14 protein-coding genes are annotated in these 14,443 nt (G+C 72.3%); 11 read left to right on the top strand and 3 right to left on the bottom strand.

Features of this window, described 5'->3' with window-relative positions; genetic code table 11:
• Positions 1-226: 226 nt before the first annotated feature.
• From AC5677_RS10885 to AC5677_RS10860, 6 genes are all read left to right on the top strand, one after another.
• Complete coding sequence (locus AC5677_RS10885; protein ID WP_497194818.1) at positions 227-1,003, top strand: metallophosphoesterase family protein; 777 nt, start codon at positions 227-229, stop codon at positions 1,001-1,003.
• A gap of 150 nt (positions 1,004-1,153) precedes the next feature.
• The gene (locus tag AC5677_RS10880) at positions 1,154-1,636 is read left to right on the top strand and encodes an SRPBCC family protein (protein WP_497194817.1); all 483 of its coding nucleotides are present in this window, start codon (positions 1,154-1,156) and stop codon (positions 1,634-1,636) included.
• Between the two features lie 2 nt (positions 1,637-1,638).
• A complete protein-coding gene (locus tag AC5677_RS10875) occupies positions 1,639-2,892 on the top strand; it encodes an ArsA family ATPase (RefSeq protein ID WP_497194816.1) in 1,254 nt (417 codons plus the stop codon).
• Positions 2,893-3,088: 196 nt separating this feature from the next.
• Positions 3,089-3,574, top strand: a complete 486-nt coding sequence (locus AC5677_RS10870) for a DUF5304 domain-containing protein (protein WP_497194815.1) — start codon at positions 3,089-3,091, stop codon at positions 3,572-3,574.
• 86 nt (positions 3,575-3,660) lie between these two features.
• Entirely contained in the window at positions 3,661-4,602 is a 942-nt protein-coding gene (locus tag AC5677_RS10865) for an ROK family glucokinase (protein WP_497194814.1), read from the top strand.
• Between the two features lie 174 nt (positions 4,603-4,776).
• Positions 4,777-5,526 (top strand): endonuclease/exonuclease/phosphatase family protein, encoded by a 750-nt coding sequence (locus AC5677_RS10860; protein ID WP_497194813.1) that lies wholly within the window; start codon positions 4,777-4,779, stop codon positions 5,524-5,526.
• 7 nt (positions 5,527-5,533) lie between these two features.
• On the opposite strand, the gene AC5677_RS10855 is transcribed toward AC5677_RS10860, so the two are convergent.
• Positions 5,534-6,130 carry a hypothetical protein gene (locus tag AC5677_RS10855; protein ID WP_497194812.1) on the bottom strand — a complete coding sequence of 199 codons (597 nt, stop codon included), beginning with the start codon at positions 6,128-6,130 and terminating at the stop codon, positions 5,534-5,536.
• Entirely contained in the window at positions 6,117-6,914 is a 798-nt protein-coding gene (locus tag AC5677_RS10850) for an alpha/beta hydrolase (protein ID WP_497194811.1), read from the bottom strand. Before AC5677_RS10850 ends, AC5677_RS10855 begins: the two co-directional genes overlap by 14 nt.
• A 219-nt stretch (positions 6,915-7,133) precedes the next feature.
• On the opposite strand from AC5677_RS10850, the gene AC5677_RS10845 reads away from it, so the two are divergent.
• The 5 genes from AC5677_RS10845 (at position 7,134) to AC5677_RS10825 (ending at position 12,473) form a co-directional block, all read left to right on the top strand.
• Positions 7,134-7,883: a lysophospholipid acyltransferase family protein gene (locus tag AC5677_RS10845; protein ID WP_497194810.1), complete on the top strand. Its 750-nt coding sequence runs from the start codon at positions 7,134-7,136 to the stop codon at positions 7,881-7,883.
• Positions 7,884-7,912: 29 nt separating this feature from the next.
• The gene (gene macS / locus AC5677_RS10840; RefSeq protein ID WP_497194809.1) at positions 7,913-9,184 is read left to right on the top strand and encodes a MacS family sensor histidine kinase; all 1,272 of its coding nucleotides are present in this window, start codon (positions 7,913-7,915) and stop codon (positions 9,182-9,184) included.
• A complete protein-coding gene (locus AC5677_RS10835; RefSeq protein WP_497194808.1) occupies positions 9,181-9,852 on the top strand; it encodes a response regulator in 672 nt (223 codons plus the stop codon). Before macS ends, AC5677_RS10835 begins: the two co-directional genes overlap by 4 nt.
• A 181-nt stretch (positions 9,853-10,033) precedes the next feature.
• Positions 10,034-11,062 carry a 6-phosphofructokinase gene (locus AC5677_RS10830; protein WP_497194807.1) on the top strand — a complete coding sequence of 343 codons (1,029 nt, stop codon included), beginning with the start codon at positions 10,034-10,036 and terminating at the stop codon, positions 11,060-11,062.
• Positions 11,063-11,456: 394 nt separating this feature from the next.
• Positions 11,457-12,473, top strand: a complete 1,017-nt coding sequence (locus AC5677_RS10825; protein ID WP_497194806.1) for a 2-hydroxyacid dehydrogenase — start codon at positions 11,457-11,459, stop codon at positions 12,471-12,473.
• On the opposite strand, the gene AC5677_RS10820 is transcribed toward AC5677_RS10825, so the two are convergent.
• Positions 12,439-14,400 carry an anthranilate synthase family protein gene (locus AC5677_RS10820; RefSeq protein WP_497194805.1) on the bottom strand — a complete coding sequence of 654 codons (1,962 nt, stop codon included), beginning with the start codon at positions 14,398-14,400 and terminating at the stop codon, positions 12,439-12,441. The genes AC5677_RS10825 and AC5677_RS10820 overlap by 35 nt on opposite strands.
• Positions 14,401-14,443 lie beyond the last annotated feature (43 nt).

The raw sequence follows: 14,443 nt of genomic DNA, 5'->3' as shown, positions 1-14,443 counted from the left end.
ATGATCATGCAGGGGGGGATTGGACTGCCCGGACGTTACCCACCGGTATTGCTTTTGGGATAGGGGGTCACGGCCAGATGTTTGATGCGTCACACGCGCACACAGGGTTCACGACACGCCATGGGACTGCTCCCGCGCAGACTAGACCAGCAGCGTGCTGACCCGAAAGTAACCCCAGGTCGTGGGCGCCCTCCCGGCAACTGCCCGGGGCATCTAAGGTGGCGCCATGCGTGTGCATGTGGTCAGTGACGTCCATGGCAACAGTCGTGGCCTGGCAGCCGCGGGCGACGGCGCCGACGCGGTGGTCTGCCTCGGCGACCTGGTGCTCTTCCTGGATTACGCCGATCATTCGCGCGGCATCTTCCCCGATCTGTTCGGCGCCGAGAACGCCCGCACCCTCGTCGAACTGCGCACCGCGCGCCGCTTCGAGGAGGCCCGCGACCTGGGCCGCAGGCTCTGGGGCGAGCTGGAGGGGGCGGGCCGCAGCCGGGAGTCGGTCATCGAGGGTGCGGTCCGCAAGCAGTACGCCGAGCTGTTCGCCGCCTTTCCCACCCCTACGTACGCCACGTACGGGAATGTCGATATGCCGCGGCTGTGGTCCGAGTACGCCAGGGAAGGCGTCACCGTCCTCGACGGCCAGCGGGTGGAGATCGGGGGGTGGGTGTTCGGGTTCGTCGGCGGCGGGCTGACGACGCCGATGGCCACCCCGTACGAGATCGCGGACGAGGAGTACGCCGCAAAGATCGAGGCGGTGGGGGAGGTGGACGTGCTGTGCACGCACATTCCGCCGGAGGTCCCCGAGCTCTGCTACGACACGGTCGCCCGCCGCTTCGAGCGCGGGAGTTCGGCGCTGCTGGAGGCGATCCGCCGGACCCGTCCCCGTTACTCCCTCTTCGGGCATGTGCATCAGCCGCTCGCCCGCCGGGTGCGGATCGGCGTCACGGAGTGCGTGAACGTCGGCCACTTCAACGCGACCGGTACGCCGTACGTCCTGGAGTGGTGACCCGGCGTCCGTGCCGGGCCCGGCCGCGCGTCCGCCGGGCAGCGCCCGCGCGGTAGCCTTCAGCAGCACGGACATGGAGTTTGACGAGGTTGACGCGAGTCGGCGGACCGGCCCGAATCGGCATGGAATTGGCATGGAGGAGTCACGGCGATGGCCGAACACACCAGCTCAAGCATCACGATCGAGGCGGCGCCCGCCGAAGTGATGGGAGTGATCGCCGACTTTGACCGCTACCCGGAGTGGACCGGAGAGGTCAAGGAGGCGGAGGTGCTGGCCAAGGACGACCGGGGCCGCGCCGAGCAGGTGCGCCTGGTGCTGGACGCCGGTGCGATCAAGGACGACCACACCCTCGCCTACACCTGGACGGGCGAGAGTGAGGTCAGCTGGTCGCTGGTCAAGTCGCAGATGCTGCGGGCGCTGGACGGTTCGTACCGGCTCGCCGCGGTGCGTGGCGGAGCGGCGACCGAGGTGACGTACCGGCTCACCGTCGATGTGAAGATCCCGATGCTCGGGATGATCAAGCGCAAGGCGGAGAAGGTCATCATCGACCGGGCGCTGGCCGGGCTGAAGAAGCGCGTGGAGTCCGGTCCCGAGGGCTCCGGTGCGCCCGCCGACGAGGGCAAGAAGCTCTGAGCATGCGCACCGTCCTCGTCACCGGTCCCGGCGGGGCCGGCCGCAGCACGCTGGCCGCCGCGACCGCCCTGGCCGGTGCCCGGCGGGGAGCGCGCGTACTGCTGCTCACGGCCGAGAGCGGCGCTCCGGAAGCGGTGCTGTGCTCGCGTCTGAGTGCGGATGCCCCGACGGCGATAGCCCCTGGCCTGCACGCCCGCCGCATCGACTCCGGCGACCGCTTCCGCCAGGAGTTCCTCGCCTTCCAGGAACGCGCCGGCGCCGCCCTCGACCTGCTCGGCGCCGGCCCGCTCGACGAGGACGAACTGACCGAACTCCCCGGCTCCGAGGCCTTCGCGCTGCTGCACGCCCTGCGCGCCGAACACTCCTCGGACGACTGGGACCTGCTCGTCGTCGACATGCCGCCCGCCGCCGAAACGATCCGGCTGCTCGCGCTGCCCGCCCAGGTCCGACGCTATCTGCGCCGCCTGCTGCCGCCCGAGCGGCAGGCCGCCCGTGCGCTGCGCCCGGTGCTCGCCCAGCTCGCCGGCGTCCCGATGCCGGCCCAGAAGCTGTACGAGGCCGCCGAGCGCTGGGAGCGCGAACTCGCCGCCGTCCAGCGGGTGATCGAGGCCCCCGGCACCTCCGTACGCCTGGTCACCGACGCCGGTCCGGTCGCCGCCGCCGCGCTGCGCGATCTGCGCGCCGGACTCGCGCTCCACGGCCGGCGCACCGACGCCCTCCTCGTCAACCGCCTGCTGCCCACCGGCTCCGCGGACCCCTTCCTCGCCGCCCTCTCCGGCAGCCAGCAGACCGCCCTCAAGGCGCTGCGCGAGGAATACCCCGATCTGCCGGTGCACGAGGTGCCGCACCTGGGCCGGGACCCGCAGGGCGTCGAGGACCTGGCCGAGCTGGCCGGCCCTGCCGAACCGGCGGACCTGGATGAACCTGCCGAATCTGCCGACGCGACCGGCCCGGCCGACGCCACCGGCTCCGCCGACGCCCGCCACGACCCCTGGACCGTGGCGGACCGCCTCGCCACCGACGGCATCCTCCTGTGGCGGGTGCCGCTGCCCGGCGCCCGGCGCGACGGCCTGAGCCTGGTGCGCCGCGGCGACGAAATCGTCGTCACCGTCGGCTCCTTCCGGCGGATCCGTACGCTCCCCTCCGCGCTGCGCCGCTGCACGGTCTCCGGCGCCGGACTGCGCGACGGCGTCCTCGACATCCGTTTCACACCCGACCCCGCCCTGTGGCCGGCGGGCACCGAGCGGAGTTCCTGAACGCCGTACCGCCCTGCGGCCGGCGCGTTTCCGGCGGCGTGGACAGCGCGATCACGGCACCACGGACGGCCGTGCGGATCCCGCCCGCGGAATCCGTACGTATTTTCGGCCTTGGTGCCGAAAGGCCGACGTTGTCACCCGGCATCGTTGGTAACGTCGGGAGTAAGTCCCGCCGCCGGAGCCCACGGAGAACATCATGAGTGACGCCACCGAGCGCCCCGCCGACCGCACGGCCGGCGTCGACGCCGATGCCTGGGAGACGGCCTGCGCCGAGGACCTTGCGGCGGAGCAGGCCCGCCGCCGCAGTGCATACGGCCCGCAGCCGGGCAGCGCCGCCGAGGAGCTGCGCAAGCTCGCCGAGGCCGTCACGGACAAGCTCGCCGGCATCCAGCTGCCCGGCGCGCTGGGCGGGATCGCCGCGCAGGGCGCCGTCAGCCAGCTGTTCCGGCAGGCCAAGGCCGCCGTCGAGCCGGTGATCGAGCGCAACCCCGATGTCTTCGACCACCTCGCCGCGGCCGGTTCCGAACTGCTCGCCGCCTACCGCTCGGCCGTCGAGCGCAGCGAGCGCCGCTGGACCCGCGACGACGCCGCCGACCGCCCCGGGGACCGCCCCGAGGGCCGCTCCGGCGACCCGCGCGACGACGACGGCCCCACCGGCACCGAGCGCATCGATCTCGACTGACGCCCCGCAACCGCACGGCAGGGAAGGCGGTCCCTCCTCCGGTACGGTTGATCCCGGCGGGGTTCGAGCGAATAACTGAGGGACACATGGGACTCACCATCGGCGTCGACATCGGCGGCACGAAGATCGCGGCCGGCGTGGTCGACGAAGAGGGCTCGATCCTCGAAACGTGCCAGGTGCCGACCCCGCAGGCCACCGACGCGCTGACCGAGGCCATCGCGGACGCCGTCCGCCAGGTCGGCAGCGGCCATCAGATCGAGGCCGTCGGCATCGGCGCGGCCGGCTATGTCGACGAGAAGCGGGCCACGGTCCTCTTCGCGCCCAACATCGACTGGCGCCACGAGCCGCTCAAGGACAAGGTCGAGCAGCGCGTCGGCCTCCCCGTGGTCGTCGAGAACGACGCCAACGCCGCGGCCTGGGGCGAATACAGATTCGGCGCGGGCCAGGGCCACAGCGACGTCATCTGCATCACGCTCGGCACGGGCCTGGGCGGCGGCATCATCATCGGCAACAAGCTGCGCCGCGGCCGCTTCGGCGTCGCCGCGGAGTTCGGCCACATCCGGGTCGTGCCCGACGGCCTGCTGTGCGGCTGCGGCAGCCAGGGCTGCTGGGAGCAGTACGCCTCCGGCCGCGCCCTGCTGCGCTACGCCCGCCAGCGCGCCTTCGCCACCCCCGAGAACGCCACGGTCCTGCTCTCGCTCGGCGACGGCACCCCCGAGGGCATCCAGGGCAAGCACATCAGCGCGGCCGCCCGCCGCGGCGACGCGGTCGCCATCGACTCCTTCCGCGAACTGGCCCGCTGGGCCGGCGCGGGCCTGGCGGACCTCGCCTCCCTCTTCGACCCGTCCGCCTTCATCGTCGGCGGCGGCGTCTCCGACGAGGGCGAGCTGGTCCTCGAACCGATCCGCAAGTCCTTCCGCCGCTGGCTGGTCGGCAACCAGTACCGCCCGCACGCCCAGGTGCTCGCCGCGCAGCTGGGCGGCAAGGCCGGGCTGGTCGGCGCGGCCGACCTCGCCCGTCAGGGCTGACTTTTCCGTTGCAGCACAGCGCCCGCCGCGTCCTATGGGAACGTGGCGGGCGCTGCCGTTCCATGAGAAGGCCGACGTGCGGCAGCCGCGCAACCACCGACCGAGGAACCCGACGGCCGTCCGCCATGTCCCTGGGAGCGGCGCCGGGTCAGCCGTAAGAGGAGGCCCGCCCCCTTGAACCCGCTCCCCGACTCCCATACCGAACCCGACGGTTCGGCCGTGATCCGGGTGCTCAGCTACAACATCCGCTCGCTGCGCGACGACCGCGCGGCGCTGGCCCGGGTCATCAGGGCCTGCGCCCCCGACCTCGTACTGATCCAGGAGGCGCCGCGGTTCTTCCGCTGGCGCAAGGCCGCCGAGCGGCTGGCCCGGACGTCGGGGCTGGTGTACGTCACCGGCGGCGCCCCGGCCGCGGGCCCGATGATCCTCTCCACGCTGCGCGCCCATGTGGAGCGTACGGAGGACATCCTGCTGCCCCGCACACCCGGCCTGCACCAGCGGGGCTTCGCGACCGCCGTGGTACGGATCGGCGGCGCCCGGCTCGGGGTGCTCAGCTGCCACCTCAGCCTCGCCGACGCGGAACGCTACCGGCAGGCAGGTCTGCTGCTGGAGCGGCTGGCGCTGCTGGACGTCCCGTACGCGGTCGCGGGCGGAGACCTCAACGACCGGCCGGACGGCAGGAGTTTCCGGCGGCTGGCGGGGGCGCTGACGGACGGCTGGACGGCCGGGCCGTGGGGCGGGGAGTTCACCTCCACGCCCCACGATCCGCATCAGCGGATCGACGCCGTGTTCGCGACGGAGGGCGTGGAGGTGCTCGGCTGCGGTGTGCCGCACGGCCTGCCCGGCGTGCGGGCCGCGGATCTGCGGGCCGCCACGGACCATCTGCCCGTGCTGGCCGCACTGCGCGTGCCGGCCAGCGGCTAGCCGGGGTCTACACCACCGCCCCGCCGCCCGGCAGATCGTCGTCGTCCCCGTCGTCGTTGCCCATCCGCCCCACCAGCGTGGCGAAGCCGCCGAGAAAGCCGCCGATGCCCAGGAGGGCGATCCACCACGTCACGGGCTGCTGGATGATCACCATCGTCACCAGCAGCAGCGGACCGCCGAGCACCGCGAGCCAGGCGAACTTCGTGGTGACATCGGCCTGTGGCAGCGGGGGCGGCTCCGGCGGGGTGAAGTGGCCCTCGTCCGTTTCGTCGAAGTCGTCGTCGGACGGCTCGGAGGCGCTCCAGTCGCGGGGTCCCACGCCGGGGGCGAAGACGACGAAGCTGCCCGGCCGGGCGCTTCCGGAGGCCGTGTCGCCGCCCTCCGGAAGCGCCTTGCCGTCCTTGGCGTCCGCGGCGTCCGCGCCGCCCTTGCCGTCCGTACCGTCCTCGGCGCCCTTGCCGTTCTCGGCGTCCATACGGCCGTCCTCGGTGTCCTCGTCCACCGTGGGGAACTCCGGCTGCTCGCCGTACCCCGCGACGATCTCGGCCCACGCGGCCTCTTCGTCCAGCGGTTCCTGGGGGTCGCGCGGGCTATGCTCCGCCACTGGCCGCCGTCCCCTCCTTGACGTCACCGGGCAGCGCCTCGGGGGCGAGCCGGGTGATGAAGGCGAAGGTATCCGCGAAGATCTGCTCGGCGTCGTGGTCGAGCGTGGCGACGTGATAGCTGCGCTCCAGCAGCTTGTGCCGGACGTCCGTGGAGGACACCCGGGCGAGGATCCGCTCCGAGTCCGCGGGCGGTACGACATGGTCCTGCGGGCTGGTCATCACCAGCAACGGCTGCGTGACGCCCGGGAGTTCGGAGTCGACCTGCTGGAAGAGGCGGCGCACCGAGTACGCGGCCTGCAGCGGCACCCGGTCGTAGCCGACCTCCGCCGCGCCCGGCTTGGCGATGTCGCTGGCGATCCCCTTGGTGGACCGTACGAGATGCCGCAGCACCGGAAGCAGCGGCGCCGCGGCATCATGGACCTTGTTGGCAGGGTTGACCACGGCCACGCCGCTGATCGCGTCGCCGTGCCGGGCGGCCAGACGCAGCGCCAGCGCGGCGCCCATCGACAGGCCGCAGACGAAGACCTTGGTGCAGCGCTCGGACAGCGCGCGCAGCTCGCGGTCGACCTCGGCGTACCAGTCCTGCCACGTCGTGATCGCCAGGTCCTGCCAGCGGGTGCCGTGCCCCGGCAGCAGGGGCAGGGCGACGGTCAGCCCGCGGTCGGCCAGATGATCGGCCCAGGGGCGTACGGACTGAGGGGAGCCGGTGAAGCCGTGGCACACAAGGACGCCGACCTCTCCGCCGTCACGGCGGAACGGCTCGGCTCCGGGAAGGAGCGGCACCGGGGAACTCCGATCGATAAAGGGGGCCTGGTGGGTTACCTCAGGGTACGCGGAGCGACGCGGAGCGGATAGGTCCGGCGGCGCCCGCGCGGCCCCGTTGCGCGCAGTCCGCTCGGCCGTAGATGGGCCCCTCGCAGCCCCGCCGCGGCGAGCGGGGCGCCGGGGCAGGTTAAGGTCTTTGCGTCACACACAGGAGGCAGTCGGTTGATCTACGGCGCAATGAAGTTTTCCATCGGCGGGTCGCTGAAGCTTGCGTTCCGGCCCTGGGTGGAAGGCATCGAGAACATCCCCGCCGAGGGTCCGGCGATCCTCGCGAGCAACCACCTGTCCTTCTCGGACTCCTTCTTCCTGCCCGCGGTGCTCGACCGCAAGGTCACCTTCATCGCGAAGGCCGAGTACTTCACCTCCCCGGGGGTGAAGGGCAAGCTGACGGCCGCGTTCTTCAAGGGCGTCGGCCAGCTGCCGGTCGACCGCTCGGGCGGCCGGGGCGCCGGCGAGGCGGCCATCAAGAGCGGCATCGAGGTGCTGGAGCGCGGTGAGCTGTTCGGCATCTACCCGGAGGGCACCCGCTCCCCGGACGGCCGCCTCTACCGCGGAAAGCCGGGCGGACTGGCCCGCGTCGCACTGGCCACCGGAGCGCCGGTCATCCCCGTGGCGATGATCGACACCGAGAAGGTGCAGCCTCCGGGCAAGATCGTCCCGAAGATGATCCGGCCGGGCATCCGGATCGGCAAGCCGCTGGACTTCACCCGCTATCAGGGCATGGAGGGCGACCGCTTCATCCTGCGGTCGGTCACCGACGAGGTCATGTACGAGATCATGAAGCTGTCCGGCCAGGAGTACGTCGACATCTACGCGACGGCGGCCAAGCGGCAGATCGCCGAGGCGGCGAAGGCGGCCGAGACGAAGAAGAAGGCCGAGGCGGAGGCCGGCAAGGCCGCCGGAAAGGCCGAGACGACCGGGGCGTAAACGCGCCCGGCGAGGGGTGGGGGGCCGGCATGACGGATGCCGACACAGCGGCGGTCGGCGCCGCCAGGCGCCACGGCAAGCGCCCGAGGGTGCTGCGGATGTCCGTGGAGCTGCCGCTGTGGCGCGCGCTCACGGGCTACCGCATCCTCACCCTCTGCTACGCGCTCTGCCTGTTCGCCCTCACGTACAAGCAGTACGCCCATCCGCTGGGCGCCTTCGCCTACATGGCCACGCTCACCGTCTGGATGGCGTTCACCTGGCGCCGTACGACCACCGCGGAGCGCTGCACCCGGCACTTCCTGATCGTCGACCTCGCCCTCGCCGTCGGCGGCATCCTCCTGACGCCGCTGGTCGACACCGCCGCCCGCGTCGCGGGCGGCGGGCCCACGCTGCCCTCCATCTGGACGGCGGGCGCCGTCCTGGGCTTCGCGATCAAACGCGGCTGGCGCTGGGCCGCGGTGGCCTCCGCCGCGGTGGCCGTCGCCAACCTCGTCGAACGCCAGGAGCTGGCCCGCGACACCATCCACAACGTCGTCCTGGTGTGGGTGGCCAGCGTCGCCATCGGCTATGTCGTCGAGGTGGCCCGCGCCAGTGAGCGCACCCTCGCCCGCGCACTCCGGATAGAGGCCGCCACCCGCGAACGGGAGCGCCTGGCCCGCGACATCCACGACAGCGTGCTGCAGGTGCTGGCGATGGTGCAGCGGCGCGGCAACGCCATCGGCGGCGAGGCGGCCGAGCTGGGCCGGATGGCGGGTGAACAGGAGGTCGCGCTGCGGACGTTGGTGGCCGGCGGGCTGCTGCCGCCGCCGCGGGCGGAGGCCGCACCCCTGCCGCCGGCCCCGCACACCGGCCCGTCGCCCGCACCGGCCGGCGGCCCGTGCGACGTCCGTGCCCTGCTCGCCCCGTACGCGGGTGCCGGCGTCACCTTCTCCGAGCCCGGCGCCCCGGTCGAGCTGGCGGCCGCCGCCGCGGCGGAGCTGGCGGCCGCTGTCGGTGCCGCACTGGACAATGTACGGGTGCACGCGGGGGACGACGCCCACGCGTGGATCCTGGTGGAGGACGAACCGCAGGCCGTGATCGTGACGGTCCGCGACGACGGCCCCGGCATCCCCGAGGGACGGCTCGCGGACGCCGAGCGCGAGGGCCGCCTCGGCGTGGCCCTGTCGATCCGCGGCCGGCTGCGGGACCTGGGCGGCAGCGCCGAGTGGATCTCGACCCCCGGCCAGGGCACGGAAGTTGAGCTGACGGTCCCCAAGGGCGCGGAGCCCAAGGGCAGAGGGCGGGGGAAGGCGAAAGAGTGAGTGAGCAGACGGCCCTGAGGGTGATGGTGGTCGACGACCACCCCATGTGGCGGGACGCGGTCGCGCGGGATCTGGCCGAGGCCGGGTGCGAGGTGGTGGCGACGGCCGGCGACGGCCTCCAGGCGGTGCGCCGGGCGCAGGCCGCCGCCCCCGATGTGCTGGTGCTGGACCTGAATCTGCCGGGCCTGCCCGGCGTCGAGGTGTGCAAGGAGCTGGTCGGCTCCCTCCCGGCGCTGCGGGTGCTGGTGCTCTCCGCGAGCGGCGAGCACGGCGACGTCCTGGAGGCGGTCAAGTCCGGGGCGACCGGCTATCTGCTGAAGTCGGCGAGCACGGAGGAGCTGCTCGACGCGGTGCGCCGCACGGCCGCCGGCGACCCGGTGTTCACGCCGGGCCTGGCCGGTCTGGTGCTCGGCGAGTACCGCCGCCTCGCCACCGAGCCGGCCCCCTCGGCGCCGGACGAGCCGGGCGCACCGCAGCTGACGGAGCGGGAGACCGAGGTGCTGCGCCTGGTGGCCAAGGGCCTCTCGTACAAGCAGATCGCCGAGCGGCTGGTCATCTCGCACCGCACGGTGCAGAACCACGTCCAGAACACCCTCGGCAAGCTCCAGCTGCACAACCGCGTGGAGCTGGTGCGGTACGCCATCGAGCGCGGCCTCGACGACGCGTAACCACGCGGCCGTGAGTTCACCCGCTCGTACGGGTGAACGCCCGGAATCAACTCCCGGGCAAATCAATGGAATCGGCGTTTGCCCCATCCCGGAGTGACGTACGTGATGTACGTCACCATTAGCGTGACGCGGGTCTGCTCATGCACGGCCGTAGGCGGCCAACGACGGGATAGGTGAAGCGATGCGGGTCGGAGTACTCACCGGCGGCGGCGACTGCCCTGGTCTGAACGCGGTGATCAGGGCCGCCGTCCGCAAGGGCACCCAGGAATACGGATATGACTTCGTCGGCTTCCGGGACGGATGGCGCGGCCCCCTCCAGGACGACACGGTGCCGCTGGACATCGCCGCGGTCCGCGGGATCCTGCCGCGCGGCGGCACCATCCTCGGCTCCTCGCGGACCAACCCCTTCAAAGAGGACGACGGCATCCGCCGGATCAAGGACACCCTGACCAAGAACGAGATCGGCGCGCTGATCGCGATCGGCGGCGAGGACACCCTCGGCGTCGCCACCCGCCTCTCCGGCGAATACGACGTGCCCTGCGTCGGCGTCCCCAAGACCATCGACAACGACCTCTCGGCCACCGACTACACCTTCGGCTTCAACACCGCCGTCGGCGTCGCCACCGAGGCCATCGACCGGCTGCACACCACCGCCGAATCCCATATGCGGGTCCTGGTCGTCGAGGTGATGGGCCGCCACGCCGGCTGGATCGCTCTGCACTCCGGGCTCGCCGGCGGCGCCAACGTCATCCTCATCCCCGAGCAGCGCTTCGACATCGACGAGGTCTGCGGCTGGATCGAGTCCCGCTTCAAGGTCCGCTACGCCCCGATCGTGGTCGTCGCCGAGGGCGCGATGCCCAAGGACGGCCAGATGGTCCTCAAGGACGGGTCCACCGACTCCTTCGGGCACGTCCGGCTGTCGGGCGTGGGGGAGTGGCTGGCCAAGGAGATCGAGTCGCGCACCGGCAAGGAGGCGCGGACGACGGTACTCGGGCACACCCAGCGCGGCGGCACGCCCAGCGCCTTCGACCGCTGGCTGGCCACCCGCTTCGGGCTGCACGCCATCGACGCGGTGCGGGACGGCGACTTCGGCAAGATGGTCGCGCTGCGCGGCACCGACATCGTCCGGGTGCCGATCGAGGAGGCGACGGCGAAGCTGAAGACCGTCGACCCGTCGCTCTACTCCGAGGCGGGCGTCTTCTTCGGGTGAGTTCGCGGGGGCCTGCGAGGGCCTGCGGGGCCCTGCGGGGCCCTGCGCGGCGGTGCGTCAAGGTGCCTCCGGATGCCTGGACCCCCGGATGCCTGGACCCCCGGGAACATCCGGCCCGCCCGCCGCGTTGTGGCCCCGCAGGGGGCGCTCGCAACCCCTACGGGATCTGTTCGCCCGCACCCTAAGGGACCCCGCCCCAAGGCCCCCGCCCCGCCCCGCGCCACCCCATCCCCATCCCCATCCCCATCCGCGTCCCCACCCCCACCCCCACCCCATCCCCGCCCGGCCCCCGCTCCGGTCGGCGCCGCCACCCAATGGGCCGTATATTCGCCATACGCGACATATCCGGCCCATTGCGTCTATGCGGGGCGAAAACGTACCGGCGGGAGAGAACGTGGAGATCGTCGCCTTCGGTGTCCAGGCGGATGAGCGCGCACAGCTGGAGCGGGCCTTCGAGGGTCGGCACCAGGTCCGCAGCCTCGACGTCTTCATCAACCGCGACACCGCCCCCATCGCCCACGGCTACGAGATCGTCAGCTCCAGCGTCAACGCCGATCTGAGCGCCGACGTGCTCCAGGTCCTCGCGGTCGGCGGCACCAAGATGATCGCCCAGCGCTCCACGGGCTTCAACAACGTCGATCTGCAGGCCGCGGCCGACCTCGGCCTGACCGTCGGCCGGGTCTCCTGCTACTCCCCCTACGCGGTCGCGGAGTTCGCCTGGGGCCTGGCGCTGGCGCTGAACCGGCGGATCGTCCTCGCCGCCAACCGCACCCGCAACTTCGACTTCCGGCTGGACGGCCTGATGGGCCGCGATCTGCGCGGCCGCACGGCGGGCGTGATCGGCACCGGGAGGATCGGCGAGGCGTTCACCCGGATCGCCCATGGCTTCGGCATGAATCTCCTCGGCTGCGACATCGCCGAGAACCCCAACTGCGCCGCGCTCGGCATGAAGTACGTCGGCCGCGAGGAGCTGTTCGCCCGGTCGGACCTGATCACCCTGCACGTCCCGCTGCTGGAGGACACCCGGCACCTCGTCGACGCCGCCGCGCTCGCCGCGATGAAGGACGATGCGATCCTGATCAACTCCAGCCGGGGTGGGCTCATCGACACCGCGGCCCTCGTCGACACGCTCAAGGCCGGCCGGCTCACCGGTGTCGGCCTGGACGTCTACGAGGAGGAGGCCAAGTTCTTCTTCTTCGACAAGTCCCTGGACGTCATCGACGACGACACCCTCGCCCGCCTGATGACCTTCGCGAATGTGCTGGTCACCTCGCACCAGGCGTACTTCACCGAGGACGCGGTCGGCCAGATCGTCGACGCCACCGTACGCAACGTCGAGGACTATCTGGCCCACCGCACCAACGAGAACATGCTGGTCACACGAGGACAGCTGCCAGCAGCTGGGCAGTGACCGCGGCGCCGTCCAGCGTCAGCACCGACTCGGGGTGGAACTGCACGCCCGCGAAGCCGGGCCCGCGCAGCGCATGGACGTCGCCGGTATCCGCGTCCCGGCTCAACTCGACGCGGTGCATGGCCAGTTCGGCTGCCGTGGTGTCGTCGCAGCGGGCCGTGAAGGTGTTGTAGAAGCCGACGGTCTCCCTGCGCCCGAAGAAGTCGATCCGCTCCTGCGCGCCCTGGAAGGGCACCTCCTTGCGGACGATCTCCAACCCCAGCTCGGCGGCGAGCAGTTCATGGCCCAGGCACACCCCCAGCAGACCGTGCCGGTGCTCGCGCACCAGCTCCGCGGTCAGCGCGCGCAGCGCCCGCATCTTGGGGTCGGCGGCGTCGGCCGGGTTGCCGGGGCCGGGGCCGAGCACCACCGGCCCTTCGTGCGCGAGCACGGCGGCCCGCAGCCCCGGCTCGTCGTAGCGGCGGACGTCCACCGTCAGACCCGAGGTGCGCAGCAGATGCGCCAGCATCGCGGTGAAGGTGTCCTCGGCATCGATGACCAGCGCATGGCCGCCGAGCGCGGCGGTCGGCGCGGTGGTCTGCATCCGCAGCCAGAAGGGGGCCAGGGCGGCGCGGCGGCCGGCCAGCGCCGCCTGCACACGCGGGTCGTCGGCCAGCCGGGGTGCCGGGCCCGCCGCGCCCTCCCGCCCGCCGGGGCGGGCGGGAGCGGGGCGCACACCGAGCGCGCTGAGCACGCCCGCCGCCTTGGCGTGGGTCTCGGCCACCTCGCCCGCCGGGTCCGAGCCACGTACCAGCGTCGCCCCGACCGGCACCCGCAGTTTCCCGTCCGCGGCGATATCGGCCGTACGGATCAGGATCGGCGAGTCCAGCGTCTGCGCGCCGCCCGCATCGCGCCCGATCAGCGCCAGCGCACCGGCGTAGTAGCCGCGGCCGCCCGCCTCGTGCCGTTCGATGACCCGGCACGCGTTCTGCACGGGCGATCCGGTGACGGTCGCCGCGAACATCGTCTCCTTCAGCACCTCCCGCACATCCAGCGACGACCGTCCGCGCAGCTCGTACTCGGTGTGCGCGAGATGCGCCATCTCCTTCAGCCGCGGCCCGATCACCACGCCGCCCATGTCGCCGACGGTGCACATCATCTTGAGCTCCTCGTCGACGACCATCGAGAGCTCCTCGATCTCCTTGCCGTCCGAGAGGAACTCCAGGAGCCCCTCGGCGGTCGGGCCGCCGGCCGGATAGCGGTAGGTCCCGCTGATGGGGTTCATCACGACGGTGCCGCCCACCCGCCCCGGGCCACCGCTGGGAGATGCCCCCGGTCCGCCGTCGCCCGCGAGCGCCTCGGCCCCGCCCCGCTCGCCCGTCATCCGTACGTGCACCTCGGGGCTGGCACCGACCAGGGTGCGCCCCTCCGCCCCGTCACCGGTGTGCACCACGAACGTCCAGTACGCGCCCCGCTCCGTGACCAGCAGCCGCCGGAACAGCGCGAGCGCATCGGCCCTGCCGAACCCCGGGATCTCGCCTTCATAGGTACGCCGGATGACGAAGTTCGCGCCCTCGCCCCGCCCGATCTCCTCGTCCAGCACCCGGCCGACGATCGCCGCGTACTCCTCGTCGGTCACATCGAAGCCCCCGCCCCGCACCTGCACCGCATGGCCGGGAAGCTGCGCCAGCGCCTCGGCGAGCGGCACCTCGTACGTCTCCTCCGGGACCAGCGCCATGAGCGGCGTGCCGTCGTCGCGGACATCGAAACCGCGCTCCCTGATCTGCCGGAACGGCACCATCGCCAGCCCCTCGGGGAGGTCGGCGAGCCGGTCGTACGCCGCGACGGAACCGATGAGGACCTCCACCGTGTGGTGATCACGGCCGGGGGTGCGGCGGTGCAGCAGGGCAAAGGGCCGGTCGTCGGCGAGCAGCTCGGGCAGATGCATGATTCTCGTCCTTCTCACTCATGTGCTGGGGGAGAGGGACGAC

Source organism: Streptomyces sp. JLSY215 (assembly GCF_059682825.1).
Note: the sequence above shows the minus strand (reverse complement) of the source record. Positions and strands in the feature narration are given on the sequence as shown.